Below are 17,724 nucleotides of genomic sequence, written 5' to 3'. Positions count from 1 at the left end.
CCCGTTGGACTTAAGGTTGCGACAGCGCCCTTCTTCGGAGTGCTGTGGGCGCCGCCCGGGGGACGCCCCGGACTGCTTTGCCGTGTGGATGCCCGCCGCCCTCAGGCCGCGGCGGGGTAGTGCCGCTTGACGTAGCCGGTCGAGAATTTGCCGGATGACAGGTCTTCGCGGATCGCTTCCGGGCTGCGTTCGGCTGCGGGCCCATACCCGCCAGCGCCAGCCGTTTCGAGGACGGCGACCGCATGCGGCTCCAGGCGGATGCAGGATGCCTTTGCGGCCAGTTCGTCGATCCGGCCGTCATCGCCACGGATGTAGAAGCGGCCGGTCGCACCATCCTCACCACCGAACAGACCCCAAGGCTTGTGAGCAAAGCGCTCGCCGACGCCGTTGAACTCGCAGACGTGGTCGACAGGTCGGATGATCCGGCGAATTCCCATGCCGCCGCGGAAGCGCCCTGCGCCGCCGGTATCCTCGATCAGCGAGTACTCTTCCACCCGCAGGGGGTATTCGAGTTCGATCGCCTCTACCGGCAAATTGGAGGTGTTGGTGATATTGACCTGCACCCCGTCCTTGCCGTCGAAGGTCGCACGCGCGCCCATGCCGCCGCCGAGGGTCTCGAGATAGACATAGAGCTGCCCGGTGCGGGGATCGGTGCCGGCGAATACGGCGCTGGTATTCGCACCGTTGGTGCCGGCGACAACCCGATCGGGAACCTGGCTGGCCAGCGCCCCGAACACGCAATCGACCACGCGCTGACAGGAATTGGCACGCAGGGCGACGGCCGCAGGAGCGACGCAGTTCACGAAGGAGCCGAGCGGCGCCTGCAGCTCGATCGCATCGAAGATGCCCTGGTTGTTCGGCACGTTCGGATCGAGCAGCGCCTTCAAGGCGAAGCACACAGCCGACTGCGTCGCGTTGAACACCATGTTGAAATTGCCCGGCACCTGCGGGTCGCTGCCCTCAAAATCGAACAGGATGCGGTCGCCCGTCTTCACGATCTTCAGCGCGATCTTGATATCCTTCGTGCCGGCGCCGTCGTCGTCCATGTAATCGACGAAGGAGTAGGTCCCGTCCGGCAGCGAGGCGATCGCCTTGCGCATGCGCATCTCGGTTCGCGAAATGACCTCCGAGAAGATTGCCGTGATCTTGTCGCCGCCATGCTCCCGGACCATGTCCTCGAGGCGGGAAACACCCAGCTTGCAGGCGGCGATCTGGGCGTTGAGATCTCCGCGTCGCTCGTCGGCCAGGCGCATGTTCAGCAGCAGGAGATGCAGCAGGTCCTGGTCGAGCACGCCCTTGGAGTAGAGCCGCATGATCGGGATCCGCAGCCCCTCCTTGTAGATCTCGTCGAGGCCGCCCGACATCGAACCCTTCGCCGTGCCGCCGACATCGGCGTGGTGGATGATGTTGGCGACGAAGCCGATCAGCCGCTTACCCTCGAACACGGGCATCGCCATGTTGATGTCGGGCAGATGCGTGCCACCCGCGACATGCGGGTCATTGGCGATGAAGACGTCGCCGGGATGGATGTCCTCGCCGAACCGGTCGAGGATGAACCTCGTCAGGCCTCGCATGGAAGCGAGGTGGATCGGCAGCGCCATTTCCGCCTGCACGACCAGTCGGCCCTGTGCATCCGCGATGGCGGTCGAATGGTCGTGACGCTCTTTCACATTGGTTGAGAAGGCACTGCGCATGATGCTGATGAAGCATTCATCGGCGATCGACTTCAGGCCGTTCCAGGAGATCTCAAGAGAGATCGGATCGATCGTGATCTCAGGCATCGTTGAGTTCCATGATCATGTTGTGTGCGGCATCGATTGTGATCGTGGCCCAAGGCGGCACGACGGTGGTGGAATCGAGTTGGGTGATGATGGCCGGACCGGCGATCGTCATACCGACCGGCAGGCCGGCGCGATCGAACATCGGGGTGGGGACGGCGGCCTTCTCGTCGAACCAGACGTCCTTGAAGTCGAAGGGCTCGCGCTTCTCGGCGGCGGTTTCAGCGCTGGAACGGCTCTGCGGCAGCTCGGCGACAGCCCTCAGGCGGGCATTGACGATCTCGATCGGCGCCTGTTCGTCGTAATGGCCATAAGCCCGCAGGTATTCGGCGAAGAACGCTTTCCGGAGATCCTCGGCACCCGGTAGTTTCGGACGCCCTGTCCCGTTCGCGACTTCAACGGCGAGCTCGTAATTCTGGCCGACATAGCGCATGTCCAGCGAGAGCACGAGGCGGGTATCGAGCGCAGTCTCGCTCTCGTGGGAAAGCCAAGCCTCTCCGGCCTCGGTCAGCTCGGCGAGGACCGCCTTTGCCGCCTCCATGTCGCCGCCGACGCGCATCCGGCAGCTCGCGACGAAATCCTCCTGGAGATCGGACAGGATCAGGCCTTCGGCGCACAGAATGCCTGGCGCACGCGGCACGATGATCCGCTTAATGCCGAGCGAACGGGCGACATCCGCAGCATGTAGACCGCCAGCGCCACCGAAGGGCATCAGCAGGAACTTGCGAGGGTCATAGCCCTTCTCGATCGTGACCGCCCGGATGGCGCGCACCATGTTCGACGTCACGATGCCAACGATGCCAAGCGCCGTGTGCTCGACGCTAAGACCGAGCTCGTTTGCGAGCGGCTGCACAGCTTTGACCGCGAGGTCCCTATCGATGGTCATCCCCCCGCCGGTCAGCGTCATCGGGAGCCGGCCGAGGATGACATTGGCGTCCGACACGGTCGGCAGCGTGCCGCCGCGGCTGTAGCAAGCCGGCCCGGGAACGGCACCCGCGCTCTCAGGCCCGACCTTCATCAGGCCGTCTGCACCCAGACGCGCGATGGAGCCGCCGCCTGCGCCCACCGTGTGAATGTCCACCATCGGAAGCCTGATGCGGAAGCCCGAGATGTCGCGCGTGCTGGCGATCGCCGTCCGGCCGTCCTGGATCAGGCAGACATCGGTGCTGGTTCCACCGATATCGAGCGTGATGATGTCGCCGATATCCGACATCGCTCCGGCGCCGGCAGCGCCGACCGCTCCGGCCGCCGGCCCGGACAACGCCGTCCGCACCGGAAAATGCGAGGCGCGATCGACCGACATCAGGCCGCCGCTCGATTGGAAGATGCCGAATTCGGCATTGGGAGCGACGGTCGCCACCTCAGCCTTGAGGCGGTCCATGTAGCGGCCGACTTCAGGCTGCAGGAAGGCGTTGATCAGGGTCGTCGAAAACCGCTCGAACTCGCGGAACTCTGGCTGAACTTCGCTTGAGACCGAGACGAAAACGTTCGGGAAAGCCTCGCGCAAAGCCGCGGCGACACGCTTCTCGTGCTCGGGATTGATGAAGGCGAAGAGCAGGCAGACAGCGACGCCCTCGATGTCGGGCCGCTTGCTCAGTTCGGAGATGAGTTCGTCGATCGCGGCCTGCGAAAGTTCGCGAACGATTTCGCCAGCGGGGCCGATCCGCTCTTCCAGCTCGAAACGCAGCGAGCGGTCTGCCAGCGGCTGCGGAGCATCCAGCTGCAGGTCGTAGATATGCGGCCGAACCTGCCGGCCGATTTCGATCAGGTCGCGAAAGCCCTTGGTCGTGACGAGCGCAACCTTGGCGCCCTTCCGCTGCAGCAGAGCATTCGTCGCAACAGTTGTTCCATGAGCAAATCGCTCGATCGCCCCAACGTCTATCTGGTATTTATCGGTCAGCTCGCGAAGACCGTTCAGTACTGCACGAGACGGATCATCCGGAGTCGACGGCCGCTTATGGATAAGCACCTTGCCCGTGCTCTGATTGCGCGCGGAGAAATCGGTGAACGTGCCTCCGACATCAACGCCGACGACCCATCTCTCTTCGTTTCTGTTCTCTTGGATCATTTGCATCTGCTCATCCGTCCCGCCGCCCTGGCCTTGAGTATCCAAATCGTACACTGAATTTGATGGCCGGCAACACGAAAATGCCGGCACGCTGCCCACTTTTTCGGCGTCGGACAAAGGCTGACGTGAGGTTCCCGGTCAGCCGTCCGCAACCGCTGCCGAGCGAACGGCAACGACCATGCAAGGCATTGAAATAGTTAGCCCTATCGACGACTCGTCATGGCCGGCGCCCCCTGCGCCGGCTAGCAGTTGATCACGCCGGAACACGCCATAATGCGCCGCACGGATCCGACTGCGGAACGGGGTGTGTAGGCTCCGGAAACGCCTCCGAGAGATTGCGACGACACGGAAAACTCCCACGCGATCCCCTGCCCCGAAACCTGGATCCGGTGATGCATCGCGCTTGTTCCGGGCTTGGCGACCACAATGCTCCGCGTGCGATCGAAGCCGATGCCCGCGATCGCGATGGCCGCATGCACGTTGACGTTGCGCGGGAACCGGCCGCAGACCTCCCGCGCACTTCCCTCGAACACGATTCCGGCGGCCCCCTTTTCAAGACCGAGACTGGTTTCGCTCTTGGTCGTGGTGATCGTCACCTCGTCGATGATCTCACGCCCATCTGTCAGCCCGTCGAGCCCGAACACCGCGCCATGGGGAAGGTAGAAGCGCCGGCCACTTGCACGAGCGGCTGCGTCGATCGCCTGCTCTGTCTCAGGCCGCGACAGCGCCGAACAGCTGAATCCGCACAGATCGGCGGATGCGAGGATACGCGGCGCCAGCTGCGCGAGGATATCCGGATGGGCGGCCTCCACCACCAGATCGACGGATCGCGAGAGCGCGACCTCAGGGTCGGTCACGATGAGGGGTTGAAGCTGCGGCGGCGCGTCCGCTGCGGGCCGCGACCCCGATGTCAGGACATAGGCAATGTCAGCCAGATCATTGCCGAGAATGTCGGCATGAATGGCCCGGCCGATCACGCCCGCCCCGATGATGCCGATACGCTTGCGCCCCATCGCAATCCCTCCCGTCATCTCCGACGAGCGGGCATTTGCGCCCACCCGCGCAATTCTCGTCCCGTTGCTCAGGCGCCCGCCCGGTAGCGCTCGATCAGCGTCGCAGTCCGCTCCGCCGCCGCAACCGCGGCCTCATGGTCCTGCGAGTAGTTGAAGCGAATGCTCCGGAAGCTCTGCGGACCGAACTCCGTACCCGGTGTCACCGTTACGCCAGCCTGAACGCGCAGGGCCCGAACGAAGTCGAGCGCGCCGGTCGTCAGCTTCGGCAACTGGGGAAACAGATAGCTTCCGGCCTGCGGCGTACGAACCTTCACACCGTCCACGCGGCGCAGGATCGCCAGCAGATCGTCACGGATCGCCTGATGCTTCGCGATGCGTTCCTGCATCCAGGCTTCCGGCTCCGCCAGCCAGACCTTCAGGACGGCTTGATTGTACCCGCCCGCGCGCAAGGACACGATGGCCTGGAGCTTCGCCATGCGCTCGATGATCGCCTCCGACCCGAACGCGATGCCGAGGCGGAAGCCGCTCAGCGACTCCGTCTTGGATGGCCCCATGATCGTGATCAGATTCTCGCGCGGCATCCTCGTCGCGCGAAGATGCGTATAGGTCTGGCCTTCATATAGGAGGCGCGAATAGAGCTGATCGACGATCACAGTCGCGCCATATCGTGCGGCGAGCGTCGCGATGGCATCGATCTCAGCCGCCGAGTAGACGACGCCCGTCGGGTTGTTCGGGTTCGACAGAACCAGGACCTCGGCGCCGTCCTTGAACGCCGCCTCCAGCTGGTCGAGTTTCAGGCCGGCACAGCCATTCGCATCGAGATAATCCATCGCGACGGGAACCAGCACGCCGTCGAAGAAGCGCACGAGCTTGCGGTTGGCGAAATAGTCGGGCTCGACGATCGCGACCTTGGTTCCACGGGCAACCGTGGCGCCCATGGCGAGGAACAGGGCACCCTGTGTGCCCGGTGTGATGATCAGATCCTCACCCGCTGCCAGCCCCGCGCCGGTGAAGGCGTCAAGGCGCCGTGCCACCTCGGAGCGAATGGAGGCATCGCCGAGATATTCTGTGTAGGCCTGCGAGCCGCCGCGCTGATAACCTTCGACGAAAGCGTCGAGCGCGCCGTCGCTCGGCAGGAACGCATCCACATCGCCATGCGAAAAATCGACGGGGCGGCCCGGAAGCTTATCGCCGATGAAGCCGGCCTCGACGGCTGAGCCCGCCTGCCTGACCTCCTGGCCGGGCGCGTTCTCTGTGGCCAAATCGGCGAACTTCTTCTGGATCGCGCTGGTCATCCAATGCGCCTCCTCAGGCCGGTTCAACAAGCGGGGGCCGATCAACGCCTCCAAGCTGTCGAGCGGCGCCGTTCCTCAATCGGTATCGCTTGTGTCGGCATGGTCCAAGAAATAGAAACCGGCCCTGTGACCCTGTTTTTGTTGGGTGAAGACCATGAGAAATTTGCCGCCGTTGAGCGGGCTTCAGGCGTTTGAAGCCGCGGCTCGGCATCTCAGCTTCACCGAGGCTGCCAAGGAGCTGAACTGCACCCAGGCTGCGGTCAGCCAGCGGGTTCGCGCTCTCGAAACCTACCTGTCGCGGCAGCTTTTCCTGCGCAAGTCGAACGGCCTGCATCTCTCGGAAGCTGGCGAGGCCTATCTGCCCGGCGTAGCCGAGGCCTTGAATGTCGCCGCTGCTGCGACGGAGGGTTTGCGCGGGCGGAACCTGGTCCGCAGCGTCACCTTGTCGGCGCCGGTTTCCTTCCTGACGCTGTGGCTTGCGCCGCGCCTCGATGGCTTCCTGTCGAGCAATCCCAATGTCGAGCTTCGACTGAACAGCGCCATCTGGAGCGACCCGAACGCGGAACTGGCGGATATCGTCATCGAGGTGCGCGACGCGTCCGAGATCGAGGCGGCTGTCCCGCGCTTGCCAAAAGAAGCGCTTTTGTTGGTCTCCACTCCCGAAACGGCAAAGCGTTTTGAGACGATGTCGCTCCAGGAGATGGCCCGAGCGTCCCGAAGAATATACATCCAGGGGCGACACAATTCCTGGCAACGCTGGGCAACCGGGCTTGGCATCAGCCTGAACGACGGCCTGCCGACGCTGAAAGCCGACAATGCGCTGACGGCGCTGGAGAGCGCGGCCCAGAATCTCGGCGCCACGGTCGCCTATTCGACCTACTGCGCCCCGTATCTGGCATCAGGACGCCTTGTGAGCGTGAGCGGCGCAGCCTTTCAGACAGAGCTGAGCCACGCGCTGACCGGAGCGCCCAATCAACCGCTCTGGCATCCCTCGCACCGACTTTACGACTGGCTGAAAGACGAGTTCGGCCGGTGAAGATGCGCGCTTCCGATCACGGGTCTGGCGGGCTCGATCCGGTTCGATGAGGAGCCCATGATGGGCACCTTTGACACTTCGGCATCGAATGCTAAGGCATCTTCGAGAATGACCCCGCGAGCGCATCGAAATGTCGGCTGAATCTCCCCAGAGAGATGGGGTGAAAGCCCTGAACATCCTGCGAGAGCGAATTCTCCGGCTGGAGATGAGCCCAGGATCGGTGATCGACGAAAACGCGCTGGCGTCGTCCCTGTCGGTTTCCCGAACACCGATCCGGGAAGCCATCATCCAGTTGATGTCGGAAGGCCTGGCGATCCGGGAAGGCCGGTTTGCCCGCGTCGCCCCGCTGAATTTCGACGAGGTGCCGCGGCTTTACGAAGCTTTGCTGGTGTCGAGCAGAATGATCATACGGCTCGCTGCCGAGCATCGCACCGACGATGATCTCAAGCGGATCAGGACGACCTACAAAGCCTTCGAGAAGGCGATGTACAGTGGCGACGACATGCAACGCCAAGATGCGAACACGTCGTTCCACCTGGCCATCGCCGAAGCGGCGCATAACTCGTATTTCTACGAATTCTACCACAAGACGCTGATCGCATCGTCGCGGCTGTCGCGCGCATGTTTTTCAGGCGCCGGCAAGAATGCTGGCAACACGGGCGCCGTGTCGGAAACGTCCGATCCCGAGCTATTCGCGCATATGACCGAGGTGTCCCGGCAGCACGCCTTGATGGTCAAGGCGATCGAGAAACGCCGGATCGAGGATGCGGACGAGGTTGCCGTCCTGCATCACGACCTCGCCTGCAATCGCATCAAGCAATTGCTGTTCGCCTTGCCGCTGTCGACGTCGAACGTGTCGCTCAACGCGAGATCGAGCGCCAGAGGATAGCCGGCAGCCGCGCGAAACGGCTACGCCCCCAGTTCCTCGAAACTGCGCAAGGCGAATTCGGAAGACGCAATGTCGAAGAAGAGATCGAAACCGGGCGTCCCGGTTCGATCCGTCCTGATGACGATGCTGTCCATCTGGGCGACGCGCGTCTGTGCGACGCTCAGGAGCGAGAACCGATCCGGGTGAAGATCCACCGGGCAGGTCTTGGCCATGAAAGCAGAGAGATGATGTCCGCAGATATGAAACCAGGCCCAAACCTCCTCGCGCCAAGCGTTGAAGCCTTTCGGCCCGCTGGCATCCTGCTCCCATGCCGCCCTCAACCGGGCGAGAGCTTCGGATGGAGCTCCGGGCCGGGAGAGAACGAGAAAATCCTCCAATCCCAGCCGCGCGAGGTCCAGCTCCCCGATCGAGGCGATCGCGTTGACCTTGGCCGGCAGCGCGATGCCCTGTGACGCAAGCCAGGCACCGGCACCCCTGCCCTTGATCCCGAAACGTCCACAGGCCGTCAGGTCGTAGAGCAGGATTTCGCTGCCGGAAGGGTCCCGAGCGATCACATGCCGATGGCTTTCGCCTGCGAAAGGATCAGGCGCTCCTGTATCGGCGTAGACGTGCCCGAGCGGCGTCCGCCGGCTGACTGCGAGATGCGGCATATCAGACCTCCTGACGCTTGTTCTCGGGATCGTAGAAATGCGGCGGCACGATCTGCACGTTCGTGAGCCTGCCGTCGCGCGCCTTGATCGAGACCATTCCGCCCGGCTCAGCGAGATCGGCCGGTACGAAGGCCAGCCCGATCCATTTCCCGACAGTCGGCGAGAACCCGCTGGAGGTGACATGCCCGACGGCCTCGCCATCCCTCAACACCAGGCAGGATTCTTCCGGCCCCTGGCGCTCACTCACGGGCAATTCGAACCCGACCAGCCGGCGCCTCGCCGGCTGGCGGCGCAGCAGCTCGACCGAACGCTTGCCGATGAAGAACGGCTTCTTCATCGAGAGCGCCCATTCCATGCACAGCTCGTCCGCCGTGCTCACCGCATCGGTGTCCTGGCCGATGATGATATGGCCCTTTTCGAGACGCAGGATGCGGGATGCTTCCAGACCGTAGGGCCGCAAGCCGAACGGCTTGCCGGCCTCGATCAAGGCGTCCCATAGCGACTCGCCATAGCTTTGCGGCGTATGGAGCTCGAAGCTGAGTTCGCCGGAATAGCCGATCCGCATGATCCTGACGGGGCATCCTGCAACCGTTCCGACGCGCCCGGCGAGAAAGCTGAACGCTTCCGGAGAGACATCCATGCCACCGACGGCCTCGAGAACCTTTCGTGCGAGCGGCCCGGTCAGATTGAACGCTGCGAAACCCGCCGTGACATTGTGGATGTCGACGTCCAGTCCCCACTGGGCGTTCTGCCAGCACATATCGGCATAGATCCGATCGACACCGCCGGTCGTGGCCGTGACGTAATACTGGTCATTGGCCATTCGGAAGGCGACGCCGTCGTCGATCACCGTGCCCATCTCGTTCAAGGTCAGGCAGTAGCGGACCTTGCCGATGGGCTGCTTGGCGTAGCTCATCGAGCAGAAGCGATCGAGCAGGAGCCCGGCATCCGGGCCGCGAAGCTCGATCTTGCCGAGTGTCGAGACGTCGAGCATACCGACACGCTCACGAACGAGCTTCACCTCGTCGGTGATGATCGCGTTGCGTGCAGCTTCCGCGCCGTAATAGAGCGGCCTCCACCAGGCTCCTACCGGTGTCATCTTCGCGCCCGCCTCGAGGTGGCGCTTGTGAACCGCGGTATGGCGAAAGCGGCTGCGCTGCACGCCGGCGAGCAGCCCGAGCTTTTCCGGGCCGAAGGGCGGTCGGGAGGTGGTTACACCGATATCGGCGACGTTCCGTCCCGTCTCGCGCGCCACGATCCGCGCCGTCGCGAGCGCCGAGTGGCGTCCCTGCGACGGCCCCATTCCGACCGTCGAAAACCGCTTGACCAGTTCGAGCTCGCTATAGCCAGCGCGAACGGCGTTCTGGATATCCTTGACCTGCAGGTCCTCGTCGAAATCGACGAAATCCCGGCCTTTGGGATGCGCGACGAGCGGCATCGCGAAGCTGCTGACGCTGCGCTCCTCGTCCTCGGGCAGATCGATCGCGCTGCCACCGAAGCCGAGTTCGCTCGCTGCGGCAGCGCCGGCCCCTCGCCCCGCGGCCAGGACTGTGCGCAGCGAGAACTGCCCTGCGACCGATCCGGCAAGCCGCACATGCGCCGGCACGCCCGTCAACGCGAACTGGGCCGAGGCATCATCATAGCCCAGCCTGGCCCCCGACTGCAGGGCCAGCTGGTAGGTCGGCGTGTAGGCGCAGGAGACCGCGAGAAGATCGCAGTCGATGCTTTCCGTGGCGCCCCCCATCGCGACCTTGACCGCCCTAAGGTGCTTTTTGCCAGCTGTGCCCGCAGCTTCGCTGATGGAGGCGTTGAGCAGGATGCGGACGCCCTTCGCCGTCAGCTCATCGGCCAGCACAGGATGCATCTGGCTCGCCCGAGGATCGACCACGGCCGCGACCGCGACGCCGGCCTCGGCCAGGTCGAGCGCCACGCGATAGCCGTCCCGATTGCCGGCGAGCACGACCGCCTTCCGGCCGGGCTTCACGGCATAGTGCCGCATCAGGCGTTGCGCGGCCGAGCCGAGAATGATCCCCGGCAGATCGTTGTTGTGAAACGGCACCGGCTGGTCGAGCGAGCCCGTGCAGAGAACGATCTCGCGCGCCCGCACCTTGTAGAGCCGGCTACCCTTGATGATGGGCACCCAATTATCGGCGTACCAGGCGTTGGCGGTCGCGCCGGTGAAAGCGTCGATTCCCGGATGCGCTTCGATGCGTGCCCGAAGGTCGAGAAGCAGCTTTTCGGTGACGGCACGGCCGCCATCGAACCGGGCATAGGTCAGCGACCCGCCGAGCTCGGGGTTTTCGTCGACGACGAGAACGCGCGCACCAGCCTCGGCGGCTTCGAGCGCAGCGGACAGTCCAGCCGGGCCGCCGCCGACGACCAGCACGTCATAGAAAAGGTTCTGCTTGTCGTAGCGCGCCGGTGGCAGAGCCGTATCGACCTTGCCGAGACCCGCCTTATTGCGGATGAGCGGCTCCCAGAGCTTGAGCCAGGCATTCTTGCCGGGGCCGAAAAACGCCCGGTAGTAGAAGCCGACAGGCATGAAGCGGCCGAAGCGATCGAGGATCGCATCGCGGTCCCGTTCCAGCGAGCCGTTGACGTTCTGCGCGCTCGCGGCGAGGCCATCGCGCAAAGGCTGGACATCGGCCAGGACGTTCGGTTCGTCGCGGAGCTGGACCAGCGTGTTCGCGTCCTGCCCGGCCATGGTCAGGATGCTGCGGGGCCGATGATACTTGAACGAGCGCGAGATCAGCCACTGGCCGGATGCCACGAGCGCGCTGGCGACGCTATCGCCGGAAAGCCCCTCGAACCTCCGCCCTTCGAAGGTGAAGGTCAGAGCCGCGCTCCTGTCGATCCGGGTGCCATAAGGCTTGGGCAGACGCGTGTTCATGGGGTTTTCCCGCCGCGCGGCAAGTCGCTTGCGCTGTAAGTGGCGACGATCTCGTCGGTGACCGTGTGCCGCTCTGCGATGAAGAAGTAGTTGGACGGCGTGTGCCGCCACCATTCGCGAATGACACCGGCCTTGTTCTCATGGTGGAACAGGTAGTGCGACCACTCGGCGTCGCTTGCAGCATCGACATCCAACGGCGCGTGGACGGGGCCGAAGCAGGCGAATTCGCTGATGTTCCGGGGCCCGTTCATGGGGCAATTCATGATCTTCATGGCAAGGCCCTAGTGACTGGCAGCCGTGGCGCCCATTTCGTTGATGAGCGCCATGGTTTCGAAGCGCGTCACGCTGAACGGCTGGAGGATCTCGGGGACGCGCTCCGTCGCCACCGTTTCGGCGAGGTACTTTCCGGCGACCGGCGTAGCCTTGAAGCCCCAGGTGCCCCAGCCACAATCAAGCCAGTAGTTGCGAAGCGGGCTGGCACCCATGATCGGGGTGTAGTCCGGCGTCATGTCGGTGATGCCCGCCCATTGTCGCAGGAGCTTCACGTTGTGCAGGAAGGGAAACAGCTGCAGCGCGCCATGGGCGAGCTGTTCCTTGAGATCCAGCGTCGAGCGGGTCGAGATCAGTTGATAGGGGTCCGAGCCGCCGCCGATCACGATCTCCCCGCGCGACGACTGCACGAGGTAAGTGTGGAGGTTGGCTGAGGACACCAGGGTGTCGAGGAAGGGCTTCAGCGGCTGCGTCACCATCGCCTGCAGCGGGTAGCAACGGATGGGAAGATCGATGCCTGCGAGCTTCGCGACATGCTGGTTGAGGCCACCGACTGCCTGGATGATCTGACCGGCCCTCACCGTGCCGCGATTGGTCCGGATGGCGGAAACCCGATCGCCCGACTTGTCGAAGCCGAGCACTTCCGTGCGCTGATGGATCTCGACCCCGCGGCTCGACGCCTGAGCGGCGTAGCCCCAGGCCACGGCATCGTGGCGAGCCGTGCCGCCATCCTCGTGCCAGAGCCCTCCGAGAATCTCGTGCTGCCCTCCCTCGTCCATGTTGAGATGGGGGCATAGTTCGCGCACCTGCTTGGGATCGACGACCGAAATCCGCGTCCCGTGATGCTTGCCCATTTCGGCGCGCAGATGGAACGAGCGCAGCGTCGCGTCGGAATGCGCCAGCGTCAGCTGTCCGCGCTGCGAGAACATGACGTTGAAATTCAACTCATGCGACATGCTCTCGTAGAGCGAGACGGCTTCCTTGTAGAAACGGATGGACTGGTTGGTGATGTAGTTGGAGCGGATCGTCGTCGTGTTGCGAGCCGTGTTTCCGCCAGCAAGGTAGCCCTTCTCCAACACGGCGACATTGCGGATGCCGTGGTATTTCGAGAGGTAATGGGCAGCCGCCAGGCCGTGGCCGCCGCCGCCGATGATGACGACGTCATAGCTGGACTTCAGCTCCGGCGTCGGAGGGATTTCGCGGTGGGGAGTGTATTCCCGCTTCAGTCCATATTTGAGCAAATTGAACGGCATCGGGTCGGGCTGCCTTCGCTGAACAGCGCAAATCTCTTATGCCGTGATGGTCGGGGCTGGGGGGGCAATCAGCAAGAAACGATATCAGCCTCCATGACCACGTTTCGCTTATGAGGCGCGATTATACCGCAGGCGGCAACGCTCCAAAAACGCGTTGAGTCAGCTCTCTGCGCCTGCTTGGACATGTCCAAAGTCTGCTTTCATTGCGCGGCACAGAGCCCGCCTGGACGCCGAGACGCGCCAGAACCGGACATTGAGACATTTCCGAGAAGCGGACCCGCCGTCTCGTGGCTCTTCGACCTTCAATCAGGCTACACCCGGGCGATTGGTCGAGCGGCGAGGCGCAGCGACCACCCTACGCAGCCGAAAGCCCACGCACGCTCGCCCATTCAAATTAAGCGCGTGTGGCGCGCAAGATGGCGACGAACTTGATCGCACTGGCCGAGAGGGGCCGATCCTTCAACCACGTCATGCCGATGCTGCGCTCTATGGTCGGCGCGACCAGCGGGATCACGGTCAGTTCATCGGCATTGAACATCGCGAAGGTCATCGTTGGGAGCACGGTTATACCAAGCCCGGCGGCTGCGAGCGCAGCAGCGCAAGAAATCTGGTCGACTTCGTAAGTCGGCGTTGTCGGCAGATTGGCGTGGATGAAGCCTGCATCGGTCAGACGCCTGACGGAAGAAGACGGGGACATCGCGATGAATTCGAACGCCCCGAGCTCGCTCCAGTCGACGCTGTCGCGCCCGGACAGGGGATGGAGGCGGGATACGACCAGCTTGAGTTGATCACTCGCGATCTCCTCGAACACAAGCGAACCCTGGCCCGTGTGCCGGCCTGCGAGAACGAGATCGACGCTGCCGTCTTCCAGCATCGCCAGCCCCCGGTCCTGCAACGTATCGCGTACTAACACCTCGATGCCCGGGTAACGTTGGCGGAAGGCGCGCAGCACGGGCGGAAGCAGCGTACAGACGGCTGACGGCAGCGCAGCAATGGAAAGACGGCCATGGACGCCATCGCCACGCCTCGCGATCGCCTCGAAGGTACCAGCCAGGCTGCGCATGGCTTCCCGGGCGCTGGCCACGACATGATGACCTTCATAGGTCAAGGCAAGTTGCCGCGTCGTCCGGTCGGCCAACTTGCAGCCCAGTTCATCCTCGACGCGCCTCAACGTTTCGCTGACGGAAGGCTGCGAGACGCCGAGTTTCTCCGCCGCTGCAGTCAGGCTCAGGGTATCGCCGATGGCAACAAGGATTTCGAGCTGGCGAAGGGTGAGATTCATCGGGGAGCCCAGGCGGGAAGCGCACCCATTCATAGCTCAGACTTATATATAAATTAACAGTCATTATTTGACATTTTTTCTTGCAGACGTTTGCTGCACCGATTGCGCACGACATACGCAGGTGGAGCGGAAACCCAGTGGCACAGCAGGTTTGGATTGGAGCCGCGGCCGGTTTCGCAGGGGATCGCGCCGACGCTTCGGGGCCGCTGATCGAGACGCTTTCGCGTCACGAGGGGCCGCGCTACCTGATTTTTGAGACCCTGGCCGAGCGCACGCTTGCGCTTGCGCAGCTTGACCGCCTCGCGGATCAGACACGTGGCGAGGTGCCGGCTCTGAAGCGCCTGATTTTGCCCGCGTTGGCGCCCTGCGCGGCGGCGGGCATCAAGATCATCGGCAATTTCGGCGGAGCCAATCCTTTTGGTGCAGCGGCCAAGATCAAGACCTGGGCTGCCGAGCTCGGCTGTACCGATCTCAAGATCGCGGTGGTCGCAGGCGACGATCTTCGCGACACCTTCACAGCGGCCGACTTCGCCCGTCTCGAAACTGACGGCACGCTGCTGAGCGGCGAGCCTGCGATCATCTCTGCCAATGCCTATCTGGGCGCGGATGCGATTGCCGAGGCATTGGCAGAGGGAGCCGATATCGTCGTGACCGGACGCGTCGCCGACCCGGCCCTCGTCCTCGGCCCGCTGAAACACAGCTTCGGCTGGGCGGATGACGATTGGGACAGGTTGGCGTCCGGCATTCTCGCAGGCCATCTCCTCGAATGCGGATCGCAGGTAACGGGCGGCTATTTCGCCGATCCCGGCGTCAAGGACGTGCCGGGGATGGATGTGCTGGGCTATCCGATCGCCGAGGTCGATCCGGACGGCGCTTTCACCATCACCAAGCCGGCCGGGACAGGCGGCCTCGTCGACCGTCGGACCGTCACGGAACAGATCCTCTACGAAATCCACGACCCGGCCGCCTATCTGACGCCGGATGCGATCCTCGATCTCACGCAGGTCGAGCTGGCGGAGATAGGGCCTGATCGCGTCCGGGTGACAGGCGCACGCGGAAACGCCCGCCCGGAGATGTTGAAGGCGACGGTGTGCTTCGACGGCGGAGTGCTGGCCGAGGCAGAGATTTCCTATGCCGGCCCGAACGCGAAGGCTCGCGCCGCACTGGCCATCGAGACGGTGGTGAAGCGTGTCGGCTGCCTGCATCCATCCTTGCATGTCCGTGCCGACCTGATCGGTATCGTCAGCGTCTTCGGCGATACATCCGGCTCACTGCTGAGTGCCGAGATTCCGGGTGTCCGCGACGGGGATCTGCGCGTTCGGTTCGCGGCCGAGACGGCCGATCGCGCCGCGGCGGAATGCCTGCTCGACGAGGTCGAGGCCCTGTATTGCGCCGGCCCTGCCGGCGGTGGCGGCGTCCGCAAGCGCCTGACTCCGCGGCTGCGCAGCGCTTCCTGCCTGGTCGACCGCAAGCACGTCACTCCGCAGATCTCGCTTCTGGAGACAGCATGACACGCGCGGTTTCTCTCTACGAGCTCGCTCATGCCCGCTCCGGCGACAAAGGCAACCGGCTCAATATTGCCGTGATCTGTCGCGAGCCACGGTTCTTCGAACCGCTCCGCGAGCGGCTGACGGAGGATTTCGTCGCGCGCGTCTTTCGCGAGCGCAAGCCGACTGCCGTCAAGCGTTATGAGTTGGCGAAGCTCCATGCCTTCAACTTCGTCCTCGACGACGTGCTGGACGGCGGCGTCAACGGCAGCCTCGGGCTGGACGGCCACGGCAAGACATTGTCGTTCATGCTGCTCGCTGCCGAGATCGAGATGCCGGCGGGGCTGCTGGCTCCGGCCGAAGAGCCTTCTGCCGAACTCCCGAACGGAGGCTCGCGATGAGCGCCGAACCCGTCGTCGACTATCTGCAGCGTCGCCATGACGAGGTGATGGCGCGGCTCGATGCCTTCCTCAGGCTGCCAAGCGTCAGCACCGACCCCGCCTATGCGCAGGGCATGGCCGACACGCGGGCTTTCCTGCTGGATTGGCTGAAGGGCATCGGCCTGACCGACGTCCAGCTTCTCGACGGTGGCGGACAGCCTGCGGTCTATGGCGCCTGGCTCGGTGCGCCGGGCGCCCCGACCATCATCGTTTACGGGCATTACGACGTGCAGCCGCCGGACCCGCTGGCGCTGTGGCAATCGCCGCCCTTCGAGCCGACGATCCGCGATGGGCGCCTTTATGCACGGGGCGCCTCCGACGTGAAGGGCTCCACCACGATCGCGATCGAGACGGTGGCAGCTTTCCTTGCCGTCGAGGGGCGCTGCCCGGTCAACATCAAGCTTTTCATCGAGGGCGAGGAAGAAACCGGCAGCCCGAGCCTGCACGAGATCGTGCGCCGCTATGGCGACCTGCTGAAAGCCGATGCGATGATCTCGGCCGATGGCGGCCGGGCAAGCCCAACCGTGCCTACGATCAATGTCGGTGCGCGCGGCCTGACCAAGCTCGAACTGGTTGTCCGCACCGCCGACAAGGAGCTGCATTCCGGCCGCTATGGCGGCTCGGTCCGCAATGCCCTTCACGAGCTCGCGGCCATCGTGGCCTCGCTGCATGACGCGGACGGCGCCATCGCCGTCCCGGCTCTGATGGATGCCGTGCGCCAGCTCTCGAACCGCGACCGGCAGGATACGGCAGCCCTGCCTTTCGACGAGGCGGCTTTCGTCGCCGATGTCGGCGGCATTGCCGCTGGCGAGCCCGGCTACAGCATCCGCGAACGCCTGACGCTGCGTCCGGCAATCGACGTGAACGGCATGTGGGGCGGCTATACCGGCGCCGGTTCCAAGACCGTGATCCCGGACGAGGCCCGCGCCAAGATCACGATCCGCCTCGCGCCGGGGCAGGACCCCGACCAGGCCGGCGCGGCGCTGAAGGAGCACATCCTCGCAGCGGCAAGGCCGGGCGTTAAGGTCGGCTTCGAGGCGATCGGCGGCGGTTCGCCCGCGTCCACGCTGGCGGCGGAGCATCCGCTGGTCCAGGCGGCGGCGACCGTGTTGCGCCAGACCTCCGGGCAGGAGCCGGTCCATGTGCGCCTCGGTGCGACCGTGCCGATCACGGCGATCTTCAAGGAGACGATGGGCCTGGACACGCTGATGTTCGGCTTCAACCTGCCGGACGAGGACGTCCACGCGCCCAACGAGTTCTTCCATGTTCCCTCGGTCGCGCTCGGCCTCCGGGCCTGGCCGATGCTGCTGCAGGAACTGGCGCAATACGCCCCTTCCGCATTCCACCAGCAGGCCGAGTGAGGAGAGCACCGC

General features: G+C 64.2%; 14 protein-coding genes. 5 read left to right on the top strand and 9 right to left on the bottom strand.

What is annotated here, in order from left to right:
* Positions 1–101: 101 nt before the first annotated feature.
* The 4 genes from ACWIEX_RS06475 to ACWIEX_RS06460 all read right to left on the bottom strand — a co-directional run bounded on the left by ACWIEX_RS06475 (position 102) and on the right by ACWIEX_RS06460 (position 6,154).
* Positions 102–1,781 carry a hydantoinase B/oxoprolinase family protein gene (locus ACWIEX_RS06475; protein ID WP_454032270.1) on the bottom strand — a complete coding sequence of 560 codons (1,680 nt, stop codon included), beginning with the start codon at positions 1,779–1,781 and terminating at the stop codon, positions 102–104.
* Complete coding sequence (locus ACWIEX_RS06470; protein ID WP_454032269.1) at positions 1,774–3,963, bottom strand: hydantoinase/oxoprolinase family protein; 2,190 nt, start codon at positions 3,961–3,963, stop codon at positions 1,774–1,776. Before ACWIEX_RS06470 ends, ACWIEX_RS06475 begins: the two co-directional genes overlap by 8 nt.
* 125 nt (positions 3,964–4,088) lie before the next feature.
* On the bottom strand, positions 4,089–4,859 hold the full coding sequence (locus ACWIEX_RS06465) for an aspartate dehydrogenase domain-containing protein (RefSeq protein WP_454032268.1): 771 nt from the start codon (positions 4,857–4,859) through the stop codon (positions 4,089–4,091).
* Between the two features lie 68 nt (positions 4,860–4,927).
* Positions 4,928–6,154 carry a pyridoxal phosphate-dependent aminotransferase gene (locus ACWIEX_RS06460; RefSeq protein ID WP_454032267.1) on the bottom strand — a complete coding sequence of 409 codons (1,227 nt, stop codon included), beginning with the start codon at positions 6,152–6,154 and terminating at the stop codon, positions 4,928–4,930.
* A 172-nt stretch (positions 6,155–6,326) separates the two neighbouring features.
* Here ACWIEX_RS06460 and ACWIEX_RS06455 point away from each other — a divergent pair, with 172 nt between their 5' ends.
* Both ACWIEX_RS06455 and ACWIEX_RS06450 read left to right on the top strand, forming a co-directional pair.
* Positions 6,327–7,190: a LysR family transcriptional regulator gene (locus ACWIEX_RS06455; protein ID WP_454032266.1), complete on the top strand. Its 864-nt coding sequence runs from the start codon at positions 6,327–6,329 to the stop codon at positions 7,188–7,190.
* Between the two features lie 160 nt (positions 7,191–7,350).
* A complete protein-coding gene (locus ACWIEX_RS06450; RefSeq protein WP_454032265.1) occupies positions 7,351–8,079 on the top strand; it encodes a GntR family transcriptional regulator in 729 nt (242 codons plus the stop codon).
* Between the two features lie 20 nt (positions 8,080–8,099).
* Here the strand turns inward: ACWIEX_RS06450 and ACWIEX_RS06445 are convergent, their stop codons facing one another.
* The 5 genes from ACWIEX_RS06445 to ACWIEX_RS06425 all read right to left on the bottom strand — a co-directional run bounded on the left by ACWIEX_RS06445 (position 8,100) and on the right by ACWIEX_RS06425 (position 14,424).
* Entirely contained in the window at positions 8,100–8,729 is a 630-nt protein-coding gene (locus ACWIEX_RS06445; protein WP_454032264.1) for a hypothetical protein, read from the bottom strand.
* A gap of 1 nt (position 8,730) precedes the next feature.
* Entirely contained in the window at positions 8,731–11,619 is a 2,889-nt protein-coding gene (locus ACWIEX_RS06440) for a glycine cleavage T C-terminal barrel domain-containing protein (RefSeq protein ID WP_454032263.1), read from the bottom strand.
* On the bottom strand, positions 11,616–11,891 hold the full coding sequence (locus ACWIEX_RS06435) for a sarcosine oxidase subunit delta (protein ID WP_454032262.1): 276 nt from the start codon (positions 11,889–11,891) through the stop codon (positions 11,616–11,618). Before ACWIEX_RS06435 ends, ACWIEX_RS06440 begins: the two co-directional genes overlap by 4 nt.
* A gap of 9 nt (positions 11,892–11,900) precedes the next feature.
* On the bottom strand, positions 11,901–13,142 hold the full coding sequence (locus ACWIEX_RS06430; protein WP_454032261.1) for an FAD-dependent oxidoreductase: 1,242 nt from the start codon (positions 13,140–13,142) through the stop codon (positions 11,901–11,903).
* Positions 13,143–13,536: 394 nt separating this feature from the next.
* A complete protein-coding gene (locus tag ACWIEX_RS06425; RefSeq protein ID WP_454032260.1) occupies positions 13,537–14,424 on the bottom strand; it encodes a LysR family transcriptional regulator in 888 nt (295 codons plus the stop codon).
* A gap of 137 nt (positions 14,425–14,561) precedes the next feature.
* Between ACWIEX_RS06425 and ACWIEX_RS06420 the strand changes: the two genes are divergently transcribed.
* Genes ACWIEX_RS06420 through ACWIEX_RS06410 form a run of 3 tightly spaced genes read left to right on the top strand, consistent with a single transcriptional unit; the run spans position 14,562 to position 17,712 of the window.
* Complete coding sequence (locus tag ACWIEX_RS06420) at positions 14,562–15,935, top strand: acyclic terpene utilization AtuA family protein (RefSeq protein ID WP_454032259.1); 1,374 nt, start codon at positions 14,562–14,564, stop codon at positions 15,933–15,935.
* Positions 15,932–16,312: an AtuA-related protein gene (locus ACWIEX_RS06415; RefSeq protein ID WP_454032258.1), complete on the top strand. Its 381-nt coding sequence runs from the start codon at positions 15,932–15,934 to the stop codon at positions 16,310–16,312. The genes ACWIEX_RS06420 and ACWIEX_RS06415 overlap by 4 nt, the downstream gene beginning before the upstream one ends.
* Entirely contained in the window at positions 16,309–17,712 is a 1,404-nt protein-coding gene (locus ACWIEX_RS06410; RefSeq protein ID WP_454032257.1) for a dipeptidase, read from the top strand. The genes ACWIEX_RS06415 and ACWIEX_RS06410 overlap by 4 nt, the downstream gene beginning before the upstream one ends.
* The last annotated feature ends 12 nt before the right edge of the window (positions 17,713–17,724 follow it).

The sequence above is a fragment of the Allobosea sp. NPDC055353 genome, assembly GCF_053644975.1.
Note: the sequence above shows the minus strand (reverse complement) of the source record. Positions and strands in the feature narration are given on the sequence as shown.

Bases quoted from the DNA above. Each gene is read 5' to 3' on its own strand.
- ACWIEX_RS06465 (WP_454032268.1), bottom strand. From the start codon at position 4,859: ATGGGGCGCAAGCGTATCGGCATCATCGGGGCGGGCGTGATCGGCCGG.
- ACWIEX_RS06410 (WP_454032257.1), top strand. From the start codon at position 16,309: ATGAGCGCCGAACCCGTCGTCGACTATCTGCAGCGTCGCCATGACGAG.
- ACWIEX_RS06430 (WP_454032261.1), bottom strand. From the start codon at position 13,142: ATGCCGTTCAATTTGCTCAAATATGGACTGAAGCGGGAATACACTCCC.
- ACWIEX_RS06445 (WP_454032264.1), bottom strand. From the start codon at position 8,729: ATGCCGCATCTCGCAGTCAGCCGGCGGACGCCGCTCGGGCACGTCTAC.
- ACWIEX_RS06440 (WP_454032263.1), bottom strand. From the start codon at position 11,619: ATGAACACGCGTCTGCCCAAGCCTTATGGCACCCGGATCGACAGGAGC.
- ACWIEX_RS06460 (WP_454032267.1), bottom strand. From the start codon at position 6,154: ATGACCAGCGCGATCCAGAAGAAGTTCGCCGATTTGGCCACAGAGAAC.
- ACWIEX_RS06425 (WP_454032260.1), bottom strand. From the start codon at position 14,424: ATGAATCTCACCCTTCGCCAGCTCGAAATCCTTGTTGCCATCGGCGAT.
- ACWIEX_RS06435 (WP_454032262.1), bottom strand. From the start codon at position 11,891: ATGAAGATCATGAATTGCCCCATGAACGGGCCCCGGAACATCAGCGAA.
- ACWIEX_RS06475 (WP_454032270.1), bottom strand. From the start codon at position 1,781: ATGCCTGAGATCACGATCGATCCGATCTCTCTTGAGATCTCCTGGAAC.
- ACWIEX_RS06415 (WP_454032258.1), top strand. From the start codon at position 15,932: ATGACACGCGCGGTTTCTCTCTACGAGCTCGCTCATGCCCGCTCCGGC.